This window comes from Micrococcus sp. CS26, assembly GCF_055522295.1.
The window spans coordinates 94149-109686 of the sequence record NZ_JBVFVY010000006.1; the positions used below are offsets into that span (position 1 = coordinate 94149).

At 75.6% G+C, this 15538-nt stretch carries 13 protein-coding genes; 10 read left to right on the plus strand and 3 right to left on the minus strand.

Translation table 11 applies throughout. The annotated features are described in order from the left end of the window. A complete protein-coding gene (locus ACZ1IK_RS04720; RefSeq protein ID WP_041104384.1) occupies positions 1 to 1434 on the minus strand; it encodes a dicarboxylate/amino acid:cation symporter in 1434 nt (477 codons plus the stop codon). Positions 1435 to 1619: 185 nt separating this feature from the next. Here ACZ1IK_RS04720 and guaB point away from each other — a divergent pair, with 185 nt between their 5' ends. The 7 genes from guaB to ACZ1IK_RS04755 all read left to right on the plus strand — a co-directional run bounded on the left by guaB (position 1620) and on the right by ACZ1IK_RS04755 (position 11679). Next, positions 1620 to 3164, plus strand: a complete 1545-nt coding sequence (gene guaB / locus ACZ1IK_RS04725) for an IMP dehydrogenase (RefSeq protein ID WP_041104382.1) — start codon at positions 1620 to 1622, stop codon at positions 3162 to 3164. Between the two features lie 92 nt (positions 3165 to 3256). Beyond that, entirely contained in the window at positions 3257 to 4393 is a 1137-nt protein-coding gene (locus ACZ1IK_RS04730) for a GuaB3 family IMP dehydrogenase-related protein (protein WP_002857600.1), read from the plus strand. Positions 4394 to 4440: 47 nt separating this feature from the next. After that, on the plus strand, positions 4441 to 5406 hold the full coding sequence (locus ACZ1IK_RS04735; RefSeq protein ID WP_036384661.1) for an SURF1 family protein: 966 nt from the start codon (positions 4441 to 4443) through the stop codon (positions 5404 to 5406). Then, positions 5403 to 5951 carry a DUF3817 domain-containing protein gene (locus tag ACZ1IK_RS04740; protein WP_010080440.1) on the plus strand — a complete coding sequence of 183 codons (549 nt, stop codon included), beginning with the start codon at positions 5403 to 5405 and terminating at the stop codon, positions 5949 to 5951. Before ACZ1IK_RS04735 ends, ACZ1IK_RS04740 begins: the two co-directional genes overlap by 4 nt. Before the next feature lie 22 nt (positions 5952 to 5973). Then, a complete protein-coding gene (gene guaA, locus ACZ1IK_RS04745) occupies positions 5974 to 7593 on the plus strand; it encodes a glutamine-hydrolyzing GMP synthase (protein WP_158530772.1) in 1620 nt (539 codons plus the stop codon). A 98-nt stretch (positions 7594 to 7691) separates the two neighbouring features. Then, positions 7692 to 11450: a DUF4011 domain-containing protein gene (locus ACZ1IK_RS04750; RefSeq protein WP_221845118.1), complete on the plus strand. Its 3759-nt coding sequence runs from the start codon at positions 7692 to 7694 to the stop codon at positions 11448 to 11450. Beyond that, the gene (locus tag ACZ1IK_RS04755) at positions 11440 to 11679 is read left to right on the plus strand and encodes a hypothetical protein (protein WP_135019761.1); all 240 of its coding nucleotides are present in this window, start codon (positions 11440 to 11442) and stop codon (positions 11677 to 11679) included. The genes ACZ1IK_RS04750 and ACZ1IK_RS04755 overlap by 11 nt, the downstream gene beginning before the upstream one ends. A 20-nt stretch (positions 11680 to 11699) precedes the next feature. Here ACZ1IK_RS04755 and ACZ1IK_RS04760 read toward each other — a convergent pair whose 3' ends face one another. Both ACZ1IK_RS04760 and ACZ1IK_RS04765 read right to left on the minus strand, forming a co-directional pair. Then, positions 11700 to 11969 (minus strand): FmdB family zinc ribbon protein, encoded by a 270-nt coding sequence (locus ACZ1IK_RS04760; RefSeq protein WP_135019762.1) that lies wholly within the window; start codon positions 11967 to 11969, stop codon positions 11700 to 11702. 88 nt (positions 11970 to 12057) lie between these two features. Next, entirely contained in the window at positions 12058 to 12723 is a 666-nt protein-coding gene (locus ACZ1IK_RS04765; protein ID WP_228070708.1) for a 5-formyltetrahydrofolate cyclo-ligase, read from the minus strand. Between the two features lie 57 nt (positions 12724 to 12780). Between ACZ1IK_RS04765 and ACZ1IK_RS04770 the strand changes: the two genes are divergently transcribed. From ACZ1IK_RS04770 to ACZ1IK_RS04780, 3 genes are all read left to right on the plus strand, one after another. Next, positions 12781 to 13407, plus strand: a complete 627-nt coding sequence (locus ACZ1IK_RS04770; RefSeq protein WP_135019763.1) for a GNAT family N-acetyltransferase — start codon at positions 12781 to 12783, stop codon at positions 13405 to 13407. A gap of 77 nt (positions 13408 to 13484) precedes the next feature. Further along, on the plus strand, positions 13485 to 14396 hold the full coding sequence (locus ACZ1IK_RS04775; protein ID WP_073116764.1) for a hypothetical protein: 912 nt from the start codon (positions 13485 to 13487) through the stop codon (positions 14394 to 14396). Between the two features lie 22 nt (positions 14397 to 14418). After that, on the plus strand, positions 14419 to 15538 hold a 1120-nt coding region (locus tag ACZ1IK_RS04780; protein WP_465098366.1), incomplete at its 3' end, for a phosphotransferase.

A 15538-nucleotide genomic window follows, 5' to 3' on the forward strand; every position in this document is an offset into this window, starting at 1 on the left:
TCAGGCGCGCGGCTCCGAGGTGCCGACGAGCTGGGCGCGGGAGTCGGCGGTCGCGTGGGCGCGGGCCTCGACGATCTCCTCCTCGTCCTCGCCGAAGATGTCGCCGCGCGGGGCGTCGTAGCGGTCCCGGTCGAGGATGCCCTCCTGGGAGGCCACGAGGGCGGGGATGAGGGCCTGGCCGGACACGTTGAGGGCGGTGCGGCCCATGTCCACGATCGGGTCGACGGCCAGGAGCAGGGCCATGCCCTCGAGGGGCAGCCCGGCGGTGGACAGCGTGAGCGTGAGCATCACGGTGGCGCCGGTGGTGCCGGCGGTCGCGGCCGAGCCCAGCACGGACACGAGTGCCACGAGGGCGTACTGGCTCAGGCTCATGTCGATCCCGTAGAACTGGGCGATGAACACGGCGGCCACGGCCGGGTAGATCGCGGCGCAGCCGTCCATCTTGGTGGTGGCGCCCAGCGGGACGGCGAAGGAGGCGTAGCCGGTGGGGACGCCGAAGTTGCGCTCGGCCACCCGCTGGGTGACGGGCAGCGTGCCGAGGGAGGAGCGGGAGACGAAGCCGAGCTGGAACGCCGGCCACACGCCGGTGAAGAACTGCTTGGCGGAGAGCCCGTGCAGGCGCGCCAGCACCGGGTACACCACGAGCATCACGAGGGCCAGGCCCACGTAGATCGCCACCACGAACTTGGCCAGGGTGCCCATCGTGGACCAGCCGTAGGAGGCCACGGCGTTGCCCAGCAGGCCGATGGTGCCGATCGGGGCCAGGCGGATGATCCACCACAGCAGCTTCTGGATGATGGCGAGCACCGAGCGGGAGAACGTGAGGAACGGGGCGGCCTTCTCGCCGACCTTGAGCGCGGCCACGCCCACGACGATCGCGATCACGAGGATCTGCAGCACGTTGAACGTGGGGGAGGAGGCGAGCGCGCCGTCCTCGCCCGCCGTGGTCTTGACGGTCAGGCCGAGGAAGTTCGCCGGCACCAGGGAGGTCAGGAAGTCGAGCCAGCCGACGTCCTTGGCCTGGTACGACGCCGGCGCGGTCTGGCCGGTGCCCACGCCCGGCTGCAGCACGACGCCGACGGCGAGGCCGATGAGCACCGCGATGAGGCTCGTGATGGCGAACCACAGCAGGGTCTTGGCGGCCAGGCGGGCCGCGTTGGTCACCTGGGCCAGGTTGGCGATGGAGGCGACGACGGCGAAGAAGACCAGCGGGACGACCGTGGCCTTCAGCAGGCTGATGTAGATGCTGCCGACGGTGGCCAGCGTCTCGCCGAGCCAGGTCGGGTGCTCGGAGGTGTGCCCCGTCGCGCGGGCGATCAGGCCCAGGACGAGGCCGAGGACGAGGGCGGCGGCGATCTGCCAGCCGAAGTTCGACGTCCAGGCGGGGAGCCGGCGTCGGGGCGCCGGTGCGGGGGAGGACTGTGCGGTGCTCATCCGGGGAGGTTAGGCGGTCCAATACCATGACGCCGAAACGGATTGCTCCATGTGACGTCGTGGTGACGTCCGTCTCGCCCCCGCGTGGCCCAGCGCGGGGGTCCTGTGATGTGGCCCGCACCCGGGTCGCCGGTTTGACCCCCGGGCATAGAATCGCGGAAACACCCGTCCCGAAAGGCGCCTTCGTGACCAACACCAGCACCGGTCCCAGCCCCGAGCCCGTCCACTCCTCCTCGGATCCCTTCGGCTTCTTCGGCCTCACCTATGACGACGTCCTGCTGCTGCCCAACGCCACGGACGTGATCCCCGCGGACGCGGACCCGGGCACCCGGCTGACCCGCAACATCCGCTTGAACATCCCCATCGTCTCCGCGGCGATGGACACCGTGACCGAGGCCCCGTTGGCCATCGCCATGGCCCGCCAGGGCGGCATGGGCATCATCCACCGCAATCTGTCCATCGAGGACCAGGTCCGCCACGTGGACACCGTGAAGCGCTCTGAGTCGGGGATGATCAAGGACCCCGTGACCATCGGCCCCGACGCCACGCTCGCCGACCTGGACGAGCTGTGCGCCCAGTACCGCGTCTCGGGCCTGCCGGTGGTGGCCGAGGACATGACGCTGCTGGGCATCATCACCAACCGCGACACCCGCTTCATCCCGCGTGAGGAGTGGGCCACCCGCACGGTGGACACCGCCATGACCCGCATGCCGCTGGTCACCGCGCAGGAGGGTGTCTCGCGCGCCGAGACCATCCGCCTGTTCTCCCAGAACCGCGTGGAGAAGCTGCCGCTCGTGGACGATGCGGGCCGCCTGACCGGCCTGATCACCATCAAGGACTTCGACAAGGCGGAGCAGTACCCGGACGCCGCGAAGGACGACGAGGGCCGCCTGCGCGTCGGCGGCGCCGTCGGCTTCTTCGGCGACGGCTGGGAGCGCGCCATGGCGCTCGTCGAGGCGGGCGTGGACGCCCTCGTGGTGGACACCGCGAACGGTCACACGCACGGCGTGCTGGACATGATCGCGCGCCTGAAGAAGGAGAAGGCGGCCGCGCACGTCGACGTCATCGGCGGTCAGGCCGCGACCTACGCGGGCGCCAAGGCGATCGTCGACGCCGGCGCGGACGCCGTGAAGGTGGGCGTGGGCCCGGGCTCGATCTGCACGACCCGTGTGGTGGCCGGCGTCGGCGTCCCGCAGATCACCGCCATCTACGAGGCGGCCAAGGCCACGCGCCCCGCGGGCGTCCCGCTGATCGCCGACGGCGGTCTGCAGCACTCCGGTGACATCGGCAAGGCCCTCGTGGCCGGCGCCGACTCGGTGATGCTCGGCTCCCTGCTGGCCGGCACGGCCGAGTCCCCGGGCGACCTCGTGTTCTACCAGGGCAAGCAGTTCAAGACCTACCGCGGCATGGGCTCCCTGGGCGCCATGCAGACCCGCAACGGCACGCGCTCCTTCTCCAAGGACCGCTACTTCCAGGCGGACGTGCCGGACGAGGACAAGCTGATCCCCGAGGGCATCGAGGGCCAGGTGCCCTTCCGCGGCCCGGTCGCCTCGGTGGTCCACCAGCTCGTGGGCGGCCTGCGCCAGACGATGTTCTACACGGGCGCGTCCACGGTGGCCGATCTCAAGGAGAACGGCCGCTTCGTGCGCATCACCGCGGCGGGCCTGAAGGAGTCCCACCCGCACGACATCATGATGACCGTCGAGGCCCCGAACTACCGTTCGCGCTGACCCGCACGTCGGGTCCGGGGGGAGCCCCCGGACGGGGCGGCGCCGACGACACGGTCGGCGCCGCCCCGTGGCGCCTGGGCTAGGCTGGCCCGGTGACGAACCAGATTGAGATCGGCCGCGGCAAGCGCGGCCGCCGGGCCTTCTCCCTCGACGACGTGTCCGTGGTGCCCGCGCGGCGCACCCGGGATCCCCAGGACGTCAGCCTCACGTGGCGCATCGACGCCTACACGTTCGACATGCCCGTGATCGGTGCGCCCATGGACTCCGTGATGAGTCCGGAGACCGCCATCGCGATGGGGCGGCTGGGCGGTCTCGGCGTCCTCAACCTCGAGGGCCTGTGGACCCGCCACGAGGATCCGCGCCCGCTGCTCGAGGAGATCGCCGCCCTGGAGGCCGGCCCGGCCGGGACCGAGGCCACCCGCAAGCTGCAGGAGGCCTACGCGGCCCCCATCCGCCCCGATCTGATCACCGAGCGCCTCGCACAGATCCGCGAGGCCGGCGTCGTCGTCGCGGGCTCGCTGACCCCGCAGAACACGCAGGAGTTCTACCGCACCGTCGTGGCGGCGGGCGTGGACCTGTTCGTCATCCGCGGCACCACCGTCTCGGCCGAGCACGTCTCCTCCACCCAGGAGCCGCTGGACCTCAAGCAGTTCATCTACGAGCTGGACGTGCCCGTGATCGTGGGCGGGGCGGCCGGCTACACGCCGGCCCTGCACCTGATGCGCACCGGCGCGGCCGGTGTGCTCGTCGGCTTCGGCGGCGGCGCGTCCACCACCACGCGCCGCGCCATGGGCATCCGCGTGCCGATGGCCACGGCCATCTCGGACATCGCCGAGGCGCGCCGCGACTACATGGACGAGTCCGGCGGCCGCTACGTGCACGTGATCGCCGACGGCGGCGTCTCCACCTCGGGGGAGATCGTCAAGGCGATCGCCATGGGTGCGGACGCCGTCGTCCTGGGCGCCGCCCTGGCCCGCGCCACCGACGCCCCCGGCGGCGGCTGGCACTGGGGCCTCGAGGCCGCCCACCCGGAGCTGCCGCGCGGGCACCGCACCCACGTGGGCCAGGTGGCTCCGCTCGAGGAGGTCCTGTGGGGGCCCGGCCGCCACGCGGACGGCACGTCCAACCTGATGGGCGGCCTGAAGCGCGCCATGGCCACCTGCGGCTACACCGAGCTCAAGGACTTCCAGAAGGTGGAGGTCCTCGTGACCCCCACCCAGACCGTCTGATCCCCGCCGCCCCGAGGCGGCACCCCGACCGGAAGAGTTGATACGGCGTGCTGCGCACCGCCCTCAAGCCCGTCTGGCTGGCCACCCTGGTGCTGGCCCTCGTGGCGGCCGCGGTCTTCGTGGCGCTGTCCAAGTGGCAGTTCGAGTCCGCGGAGACGAACGCGCCGCCGCCGCGCACCCAGACCGAGAACGCCGTGCCGTTCCTGGAGCACGTGCGCCCCTACGAGGCCCTGCTGGGCTCGCAGGCCGACCAGGTGGTCACGGTCGAGGGGGAGTTCGTGCCCGGCACGGACGTCCTGGTCGGCCCGCGCCTGCTGAACGGCCGCGACGGCTACTGGACGGTCACGGCCCTGCGGGTGGCCGGCGCCCCGGACGGCGAGGTCGTCCCGGTGGTCCGCGGCTGGTCGGCCGACGCCGACGTCGTGGACCCCGCGCCCGCCGGGCAGGTCACCGTCACCGGGCGCCTGCTGCCCCCGGACGGGCCGCTGCCGCGTGAGGCCGCGGCCGAGGACACCGCCGACCGGCTCCTGTACCGCAGCCTGGCCCCGGCCCAGCTGGTGAACGTGTGGGACGAGCCGTCCTACGCGGCGTTCGTGGCGGCGTTCGAGATGGTCGACGCCGCGGGCGCCGAGACGGGCGCGGCCGGCCCCGGCGGGCTCGAGCCGGTGTGGGTGGCCCCGCAGCCGGAGGAGACCCAGATCATCTGGCTCAACGTCTTCTACGCCGTGGAGTGGATGCTCTTCGCCGGCTTCGCCCTGTTCCTGTGGTGGCGGTTCGTCCGCGACGACCACGTCCGGGACGAGCACGAGCGCCGGCTCGACGAGGAGTGGGCCGCACAGTGGCGCGCCGAGGAGCTCGAGCGGCGTCGGGCGGCCGCGCGCGAGGCCAAGGAGCGGGCCTTCGCGGCGCAGGCCGCGGCGCACCCACGCCAGGACCACGACGACGACGGGGCCGCGCGCCCCGACCCCCGCGACCCGGGCCCCCGTGGGCCCCGAGAGGAGCAGAGCCGATGAGCACCCAGCACCCCGGCCCCCAGCCGGTGGACCCGGCCAGCCTGCCGGATCCCGAGGACATCACGGAGGCCGACCTGCCCGAGCCGCCCCCGCGGCCGGGCCGGGAGCAGCGCCGTTTCGCCGGCACCCAGCAGCAGATCCGCTCCGCCACCCGCCTCTACGTGGTGTGCGCGTGGATCACCGGCATCATGCTCCTGCTGCTCGTGGCGGAGATGGTGCTGAAGTACGGCATGCACGTGGAGCTCTACGCGGGGGGCACCACCCTGGACGGGGACGCCAACGGCCTGGGGCTGCACCCCACGGACAGCGTGACCGGGGGAGTGAACCTGTCCCTGTTCATCCTCATCGCCCACGGCTGGATGTACGTGGTGTACCTGCTCGCCTCGTTCCGCCTGTGGTCCCTGATGCGCTGGGAGCCGCTGCGCCTGCTGGCGATGGCCGGCGGCGGCGTCGTGCCGTTCCTGTCCTTCGTGGTGGAGAAGCGCATGACCCGCGTGGTCCGGGACGAGCTGCACCGCTTCCCGGACGCCGCGCGGCGCTACTGAGCGCCTCGACTATCCTGGACGGGTGACGCAGAACGCCCCCCACCCCGACACCCCCACCCCGCTCAGCGACGTGATGCCCACGGTGCTGGTGCTGGACTACGGCGCCCAGTATGCGCAGCTCATCGCGCGTCGTGTGCGCGAGGCCAACGTCTACTCCGAGGTCGTGCCCGCCTCCACCCCGGCGGCGCAGATCCTGGAGCGCGAGCCCGCGGCGCTGATCCTCTCGGGCGGGCCGTCGTCGGTGTACGAGCCCGGCGCCCCGCAGCTGGATCCGGCGCTGCTCGAGGCCGGGGTGCCCGTGCTGGGCCTGTGCTATGGCTTCCAGTCGATCGCGCACGCCCTCGGCGGCACCGTGGCCAAGACCGGCACCCGGGAGTACGGCTCCACCCGCCTGGACTCGGTGGATGCCGACTCCGTGCTGTTCGCGGACCAGGACCTCGAGCAGGTCGTGTGGATGTCCCACGGCGACGCCGTGACGCAGGCGCCCGAGGGCTTCGCCGTGACGGCCTCCACCGCGGGCGCCCCCGTCGCCGCGTTCGAGGACCGCGAGCGCCGCATCTACGGCGTGCAGTGGCATCCCGAGGTGGGCCACTCCTCCCGCGGCCAGCGGGTGCTCGAGCAGTTCCTGCACGTGGGTGCGGGCCTGGGCGCGGACTGGACGGCCAGCGGCGTGATCGAGGAGCAGGTCGAGCGCATCCGTGAGCAGATCGGGGACAAGCGGGCCATCTGCGGCCTGTCCGGCGGCGTGGACTCCGCCGTGGCCGCGGCCCTCGTGCAGCGCGCCATCGGCGACCGCCTCACCTGCGTCTACGTGGACCACGGCCTCATGCGCGAGGGTGAGTCCGCCGAGATCGAGCAGGCCTTCGGCGAGGCCCACGGCGGCGCCCGCCTCGTGATGGTGGACGCGCGCGAGGACTTCCTGTCCGCGCTGGCCGGCGTCACCGACCCCGAGACCAAGCGCAAGATCATCGGCGAGCGGTTCATCCGCACCTTCGAGAAGGCGCAGGCGGACATCGTCCTCGAGTCCGAGCACGACCCGGACGCCACCGAGGTCCGCTTCCTCGTGCAGGGCACGCTCTACCCGGACGTCGTCGAGTCCGGCGGCGGGGACGGGGCGGCCAACATCAAGTCCCACCACAACGTGGGCGGCCTGCCGGACGACATCGAGTTCGAGCTGTGCGAGCCGCTGCGCGAGCTGTTCAAGGACGAGGTCCGCGCCGTGGGCGCCGAGCTCGGCCTGCCCGAGGGCATCGTGCACCGCCAGCCGTTCCCGGGTCCGGGTCTGGGCATCCGCATCATCGGCGAGGTCACCCAGGAGCGCCTGGACCTGCTGCGCCGCGCGGACGCGATCGTGCGCGCCGAGCTCACCGCGGCCGGGCTGGACCGCCAGATCTGGCAGTGCCCGGTGGTGCTGCTCGCGGACGTGCGCTCCGTGGGCGTGCAGGGTGACGGCCGCACCTACGGCCACCCGGTCGTCCTGCGCCCCGTCACCAGCGAGGACGCCATGACGGCGGACTGGGCGCGGATCCCGGACGACGTCCTGTCCCGCATCTCGAACCGCATCACGAACGAGGTCGACGGCGTCAACCGCGTCGTGCTCGACGTGACCAGCAAGCCGCCGGGCACCATCGAGTGGGAGTGAGCGGCGCGTCCGGCGCCGCATCCGGCCGCCCCTGACCGGGGCGGCCGTCCGCACGAAGACCGCCTGGACCCAGGCGACGGAGGAAGGACCGCACGCACGTGACCGAGCAGGAGTTCCCGCGCCTGGCCCGCGCCCGCGCCGCCGCACGCCCCGACGAGGGGCAGACCCGCCCCGACCCGGCCGCCTGGGTGTCCTCTCTGGGCTCGGGCGCCGAGAACGACACGATGCTGCGGTTCGCGCCCTCGGCGGCCAACAGCATCGACCTCACGGAGGCGAACTCCTCCGGCGTCTCGCAGCTGCTGCTGGGGCGGCGCACCCGTCTGTCCACCCTGCTGCCGGCCGGCCCGGAGCTGGACGCGGCGCACGAGGTGTCCCTCGGCCTGCGCGCCAAGGTCCGCGAGCTGGCGGAGGAGCGCGGCATCGACGTCGGCGCGCTCGCCGTGGGCGTGGCCACGTGGACGGCCGAGGAGGACGGCCGGCGGGAGCGCCGCTCCGCCCCCGTGCTGCTGGCCCGCGTGGCCCTGACGGTGCGCCGCGGCGCCCGGGGCCGGGACGAGCTGGAGGTCCAGATCACCGAGCCGGCCCGCCTGAACCCGGCGCTCGTGCGGAACCTGCGCCGGCACCACGGCATCGCCCTGGACCCCGAGGCGTACCAGCAGGCCGCCTACGCCACGGCGCGTCTCGAGCCCGCCCCCGCGTTCGCCCGCCTGCGCGAGGAGACCGCCGCGATCGCGGACCTGCACGTCGAGGACTGCCTGCTCGTCTCCACGTTCGCGGACCTCGGGGAGACCGCCTCGCTGCCCGCCTCCCTCGAGGATCTGCCCGTCGTGCAGGCCCTGTACGACGCCAGCACCGGCATGGTGCCGCGCCCGGCGGCGCTGCAGCCCACGGGCGCGCCCGCGGAGGACGACGTCGCCCCGGCGGACGAGCGCCTCGTCGTCGACGTCGACGCCGCCCAGGCCCGCGTGCTCGAGCACGCCGCGGCGGGGGAGTCCCTCGTGGTGGCGGCCGCCCCCGGCACCGGGCAGACCCAGACCGCCGCCGCCCTGGCCGCACGCCTGGCCTGGGAGGGCCGGCGCGTGCTGGTCGTGGCCGAGCGCTCCGCCGCCCTGGCCGACGTGCTCGACCGCCTCGAGGAGGCGGACCTGCGCTCGATCGCGCTCGATGTGCCCGCCAACGCGGACCCCGAGCTGCTCCGCCGCCAGCTCGTGCAGGCCGTCCTGCGCTCCGAGCGGGCCGTGGACCCCGACACCGCCCGGGACGAGGCCGCGCTGACCGAACGGCGGCGCCGGCTGCAGGAGCACGTCGGCTCGCTGCACCACGTCCGCCCCCGCTGGGGCTGCTCGCCGTTCCAGGCGATGCAGGCCCTGGCCGCCCTGACCGGGCTCGAGACGCCGCCGGCCACCACCGTGCGCCTCAAGCGCTCCGTGCTGGACTCCACCGTGAACCGGCAGGCCGTGGGCGAGCAGCTCGTGCGCGCCGGTGAGCTCGGCGCCTTCTCGGCCGCCGCCACCGAGAGCCGTTGGTTCGGTGCGCGCGTGCGCAACGTGCAGGAGACCGAGGCCGCCTCGGAGCTGGCCGACGAGCTGGCGGCCGCCCTGCACACCACCCGGCGTGCCGTGGACACCGCCGCCGCCCAGGCCGGCCTGCGCCCCGAGCGCACGGTGGCCGGCTGGGCGGAGCAGGCGGACCTCTACCGCCGTGTGGCCCGCACCCTCACCGAGTTCACCCCGGAGGTGTTCTCCCTCGACGTGCCCCAGCTGGTCGCGGCGACCGCCACCAGCTCGTGGCGGCGCCTCCACCTGGTCGAGATGTCCTCGGTGGCCCGGTCCCGCCTGCGCCGCGCGGCGAAGGACGCGGTCCGCCCGGGCGTGCAGCCCACCGACCTGCACGGCGCCCTCGTGGACGCCGCCGCCGTCCTGGAGGACTGGAACCGCCACGCCGCCGAGCCGGGCACTCCCCCGCAGGTGCCGGACCAGGGCGAGCACGTGATGGGCCACGTCGGCCAGGTGCGCGAGCACCTGCGCCGGCTCGAGGGCGTCCTCGCCCCGGAGGCCGTGGCCGAGGGGCCGCTGGACGAGCGCGACGTGGACGACCTCGTGGCCGCCGTCGACGGGCTCGTGGCGGACCGCGACACCCTGGCCACGCTGCCCGAGCGCACCCTCGTGCTGGACAGCCTGCGCGACCACGGCCTGGCGGAGCTGCTCGAGGACCTGCGCGAGCGGGAAGTGCCCACCGAGGCCCTGACCGCCGAGCTCGAACTGGCGTGGTGGCAGTCCGCGCTCGAGGCGATGATCTCCGGGGACGACTTCCTCGCCATGATGAGCGGCACGGACCTGACCGAGGTCGAGCGCGGGTTCCGCGACCTGGACCGCGCCCATCTCGAGCGCGGCGGCGCCCGGCTCTCCGCCGCGCTGGCCGCGCGCTGGCGGGAGGCACTGCGCACCTATCGCGCGGACGCGGCCGTGCTGCGCACCCTGCTCAAGCAGGGCAGCCCCACGGTCGAGTCCCTGGCCACGATCACCCCCGAGCTCCTGCAGCCGCTCGTGCCGGTGGTCACCACCTCGCCCATGGCCCTGTCCGATTTCCCCCCGGAGTGGCGCGCCGACGTCGTCGTGCTGCTGGAGGCCGACGCGACCGCCCTGGCCACCGCGATGGGCGCGCTCACCCGCGCCCCCCAGGTGGTGGCCCTCGGCGACCCGGTGATCGGGCGCCCGCAGTCGTTCCAGGTGTCCGTGGACCCGACGGCGACCGCCGGGCCCCTGCGCCCGCTGCGCTCGGCCCACGACGCGCTGGACGAGGTGCTGCCCACCCTGCCGCTGCGCACCGTGCACCGTCCCCTCGAGCGGCGCCTCGTGCGCCTGCTCTCCGCGCTCGCCTATGACGGCGCCCTGGACGCGCTGCCCACCGCGGGTGAGGCCACCGGCCGGGATCGCGCCGTCACGGCCGAGTACCTGCCCGAGGGCACCGGCATCCCGATGACCGGCGGCGACGTGGTCGAGTCCACGAACGCCGAGGTCGCCCGCACCGTGGAGCGCGTGTTCGAGCACATCCGCGACCGGCCCGAGCAGTCCCTGGCCGTGGTCACGGTGTCCGAGCAGCACGCCCGCCGCGTGGCCGCCGCCGTGCAGGCCACGGCCGCGCAGGCGCCGTGGGCCCACGAGTTCCTCGCCCGCGGCCGCGGCGAGGACGCCGCCGAGGCCGAACCGTTCGTGATCGTGCCGGTCGTGCGCGCCGCCTCCGTGACGCGCGACGCCGTGATCCTCACCCCCGGCTACGGCCGCACCCCGCACGGCCGCGTGGTGCACCACTTCGGCGCCTTCTCCGACCCGGACGGCGAGCGCATGGTCACGGTCGCGCTCACCCGCGCCCGCCGGCGCCTGCACCTCGTCTCCGCGCTGCGCGCCGCGGACCTGGACGAGGACCGGCTCGACGGCGGCGCCCTCTGGTTCCTGCGGCTGCTCGAGGCCTACCTGGGCGACGACGCCGCGGACCCGGTGGGCATGGTGGGCGACCCGCTGCTGGCCGATCTGCGCGACCGGCTCGAGGAGCACGGCGCCCGCGTCCTGCCCCGCTACGCCGGCGTCATGGACCTGGCCGTGCTCGATCCGCGCGCGGACGAGGCGCCCCGTCCGCTGGCCCTGGCCGGCGACGGCGGCGAGGTGTACCGCGCCCTCACGGTGCGGCAGCGCTCGCGGACCCTGCCCGAGGGGCTCGAGGCCCGCGGCTGGGAGCCCCGGACCCTGTGGGCGATCGACGTGTTCGCGGACCCGGAGTCCGTGGCCCGCGAACTGGCCGACCGGCTGGGCGTGGAGCCGACGGACGAGACGGACGAGACCGACGACGATGTCCGCTGACGGCGCGCCGCGCCGCCGCGGTCCGCGCCGGGCGGACGCCCCGGGCACCGGCCCGGCAGCCGCCGACGGCCGCGAGCCGCGCCTGCCCAGGATGCCCCGGCTGAGCGGGCAGGCCGAGACGTCGCCGGCGACCGCGCCGACCGGGGACGCGGCCGGGGTCGAGTCCGGCCCGGCCGAGGCCGAGCGCGACCGCTGGCTGCGCGAGCAGCGCCCGCCCCACTGGGGCTGAGCCGGCCCGATCCGGCCGGGTCAGTCCGCGGCGGCGGAGGACGAGGACGACGTCGAGGACGTTGAGGACCCGGCGGCCGAGTCCGATGTCGATCCGCCGGCCGAGCCGGTGCCGGAGCGCGAGTCGGTCCGGTAGAACCCGGAGCCCTTGAAGCTCACGCCGACCGAGCCGTACTGCTTGCGCAGGACGCCGCCGCACACGGGGCACTCGGTGAGGGCGTCGTCGGTGAAGGCCTGGACGACGTCGAAGGCGTGGCCGCAGTCCTTGCAGCGGTAGGCGTAGGTGGGCATGCTCAGCTCCAGCTCGCTCGGGGCGCGCCGGGGCGCGCGGTTCTGGGGGGATCCGACCCCCGATGCTACTCCGCGCCGCGGGCCGGGCTCAGACCCAGCGCAGTCCGGCCGCGGTGACGACGCCGTCCACGGGTCGGTCCGTGGGCTCGGCGGGGATGGCGCCCGCCGGCAGCAGCTCGTCCTCGAACACGAGGGCCACGGTGGGCACGCTCCGCGGCAGCTCGGCGAGGAAGCGGTCGTAGTAGCCCCCGCCCTGGCCCAGGCGCATCCCGTCCTCGGCCACCGCGAGCGCCGGCATGACCACCGCGGTCGCCGCCGCCAGCGCGTCGGTCCCGAGCCGTTCGCCCACGGGCTCGTCCACGGGGGCGTTCGCGGCGCGCGCCGTCGCGACGTCCGGGTGCCACGGAGCCCAGCTCAGGCGGCGTTCCGGCTCGATCACGGGGACGAGCACCCGCGCCCCCGCGGCCAGCAGGCGGGCGCGCAGCCCACCGGTGTCCGGCTCGGTGGCCATCGGCAGCACGGTGGCCACCACCGGGGCGGTCCCGTCCGCGGTCGCCGCGGCCACGCGCGGACCCAGCCACGCCCACAGGTGCTCGACGGCGGCCGCGGACTCGGCGGCGCGGCGCGCGGGGGAGCGGTCGCGGCGGGCGGTGCGCAGGCGCGCACGCAGGGCGGCCTTGGCGTCCACGACGTCGTCGACGCCGGCGACGGGGCCCGTGGCGGCGGGCTCGGGCACGGGAGGGGGAGTGCGCATGTCCCCATGATGCCCGCCGCACCGGTGCCGCGCCCGGCCGCGCATAGGATCGACGCCATGTCCTGGCAGCGTTCCCCCTGGCCCGTGACCCTGCGGCACGGCACCCTCGCCCTGCGGCCGCTGCGGCGGCGGGACCGGGAGGCGTGGGAGGAGCAGCGGGCGCACAACCGGGAGTGGCTGACGCCGTGGGACGCCACGAGCCCCGTGCCGGGCGCGGGTCCGGCGTCGTTCGGGCAGATGGTCCGCTGGCACGGCCGCCAGGGCCGGGACGGCAGCGCCTACACGTGGGGCATGGTCCTCGACGACGACCGCCCGGACCGGGACCGGCTGGTGGGGCTGCTGTCCCTGGGCGGGGTCCAGTACGGCTCGGTGCTCTCCGGCTCGATCGGCTACTGGATCGACCGTCGCGAGGCCGGCCGGGGGCTGACGCCGACGGCCGTGGCCATGGCGACGGACTGGGCGTTCCGCAGCGCCGGTCTGCACCGGGTCGAGGTCAACATCCGCCCGGAGAACGCGGCCAGCCTGCGGGTCGTGGCGAAGCTCGGCCTGCGCGACGAGGGCCTGCGGCGCGCGTACCTGCACGTGGACGGCGCCTGGCGGGACCACCGGACGTTCGCGGTGACCGCCGAGGAGGTCCCCGACGGCCTGCTGGCCCGGTGGCTGGCCACCCGGCCGCGCCCCTGAGCGGCCCGGCGGGACACGCCGCGTGCGGACACGCCGCGATGGCCGGGCCGGTCCGTCCCCGGCGCTAGGCTGACCGCATGGACGAGACCACCGCGCCGACGAGGGCCGTGCAGGCCGCGCTCGACGCGCTGGCCGACGCCCGGGTGAGCGCGTCGCTGGTCATCGTGGCCCTCGTGGCCTTCCTGGCCTGGCGGCTCGTGCTGCGCCGCCATCGTCTCGCGTCCGCCCCCGCCCGCCCGTCGATGCCGAGGTCCTTCATGCACCGCCTGCAGAGCTCGCCCGCCGTCCGTGCCCTGACCGCCCGGTTCCCGGGCCGCCTGAGCGCCGCCGCCGACGCGGCGCACGCCGCCCGCGGCCGGACCGGCCTGCACATCCGGTGGGGGCGCACGGCTCTGTTCCTCGCCGCCCTCGTGGCCCTGCTCGTGTTCCTCGTGGCCGGGCTCGCCGCGGCGTTCGGCGCCGGCACGCTGTCCCTGGCAGGCTGGTCGCTCCTGTTCGCCGTGGCCGGGCTGGCCGGACTGCGGGCCCTCGCGGTCCGCGACCGCACCCGTCGCGCCCGGCCCGCCGCCGTCGTCGCCCCGGAGCGCCCCGCCGCCCCGGCGGCCGAGGAGCGGCAGGCCCCGGCCGCGGACCCCGAGCGGGACCGCCGCGTGCTGGAGACCGTGCTGGCCTTCGAGACCGAGGCGCCGCGTCCGGCCTCCGCGCCCGCCGCGTCCCGGGTCGAGCCCGTGGTGGTGACCGCCTCCGCCGCCGCCCCCGCAGCGGACCGTGCGGTGACCATCCCCGCGGTGCCGCGCCCCACCTACCTGGACGCCCCGGAGATGGCCCGCCCCCTGCCGGCGCCGCTCGAGACCCCCGCCCCCACCGGCGCGGACACCCGGCTCCAGGACGCCGCGCGCACGGCGGACGATCGGATCAGCGCCGCCGCCGAGCAGGACATCGCCGCCCTGGACCTGGACAACGTCCTGGCGCGGCGCCGGGCCTGCTGAGCCCCGCCGGGCGGCCGCGCCCGTGAGCATCGACCGAGCCGCCGCGCGCCAGGCCGTCCGCGCGTCGGGCGAGCGCTGGCTGCGCACCCGAGCCGACGCCCTGCACCTGCAGCGGGGACGTCGGCTCGCGCGCGTCCTGGACCTGGACGTGATGACCGGACGCGCGGGCGACGCCCGCGTCCGCTCCCGCACCCTCGTCCTCGCCCGCGACCCCCGGCACCCCGCCGCCCCCGCCACGGCGTGCCCGCCCGTCCCGGGCGAGCGCGGGGTCCTGGAGGACGGCACCCTGTGGTGGTGGGCCCCCGCCGACCCCGTCCTGCCGGGCCTCACGCTGACCGCCGATCCGGACGCGCTCGCGGCCCTGATCGGCACGGCGCCGGGCCGGGCCCGCCTCACGTGGCGCGGCTACCGGCCGCGGGACCGCGCGGTCCTGGCCGTCGAGGCGACCGGCGACGACGGCGTCGTGGCCCGCACGTTCCTGAAGGTGCTCCCGCCCGTGCGCGCCGCACGGGTCGCCCGGCGCATGGCCGCGGCGGGGGCGGCCGGGGTGCCGGTGCCCGCCGTCCGCGCGGCGCCGGAGCACGGGGTGCTCCCGCTCGCCAGCGTGCCGGGCCTGCCCTGGCGGGCGCTGCTGGCCGGGCCCGAGGCCGCCGCGCTCGACCCCGCGCGGGTCGCCGCGCTGCTGGATCGGCTGCCACCGGTGCCCGAGGAGCCCCCCGCGTCGGCGCCCCCGGCCGGGGCGGCCGGGGGCGCCGACGCGGATGACGGCGGACCCGCCGTCCTGCTCGAGCACGCCACGTGGGCCGCCGTCGTGCTGGACCCCGAGGCCCAGGACGAGGCCGCCGCCCGGGCGGACCGGCTCCGCGCGGCGCTCGCGGCCGGGGACCCCGGCCCGCGCGTGCCCGTGCACGGCGACCTGCACCCGGGGAACCTGCACGTGGACGCCGCGGGGGAGCGGATCACCGGCGTGCTGGACGCCGACGACCTGGGCACGGGACACCGCGTGGACGACTGGGCCGTCCTGATCGCCCATCTCGAGGCGGGCGCCGCGGACCTCGGCGCCGGCGGCGCCGCGCTGCGCGCCGTGGCCGCACGGTTTCGGCGCCACGCCCGCAGCGAGGTCGACGAGGTGGCGCTGGCCG

Coding starts and splice junctions, on each gene's coding strand:
- ACZ1IK_RS04775 (WP_073116764.1), top strand. CDS start 13,485: ATGGACGAGACCACCGCGCCGACGAGGGCCGTGCAGGCCGCGCTCGAC.
- ACZ1IK_RS04720 (WP_041104384.1), bottom strand. CDS start 1,434: ATGAGCACCGCACAGTCCTCCCCCGCACCGGCGCCCCGACGCCGGCTC.
- ACZ1IK_RS04740 (WP_010080440.1), top strand. CDS start 5,403: ATGAGCACCCAGCACCCCGGCCCCCAGCCGGTGGACCCGGCCAGCCTG.
- ACZ1IK_RS04760 (WP_135019762.1), bottom strand. CDS start 11,969: ATGCCCACCTACGCCTACCGCTGCAAGGACTGCGGCCACGCCTTCGAC.
- ACZ1IK_RS04770 (WP_135019763.1), top strand. CDS start 12,781: ATGTCCTGGCAGCGTTCCCCCTGGCCCGTGACCCTGCGGCACGGCACC.
- ACZ1IK_RS04755 (WP_135019761.1), top strand. CDS start 11,440: ATGTCCGCTGACGGCGCGCCGCGCCGCCGCGGTCCGCGCCGGGCGGAC.
- ACZ1IK_RS04765 (WP_228070708.1), bottom strand. CDS start 12,723: ATGCGCACTCCCCCTCCCGTGCCCGAGCCCGCCGCCACGGGCCCCGTC.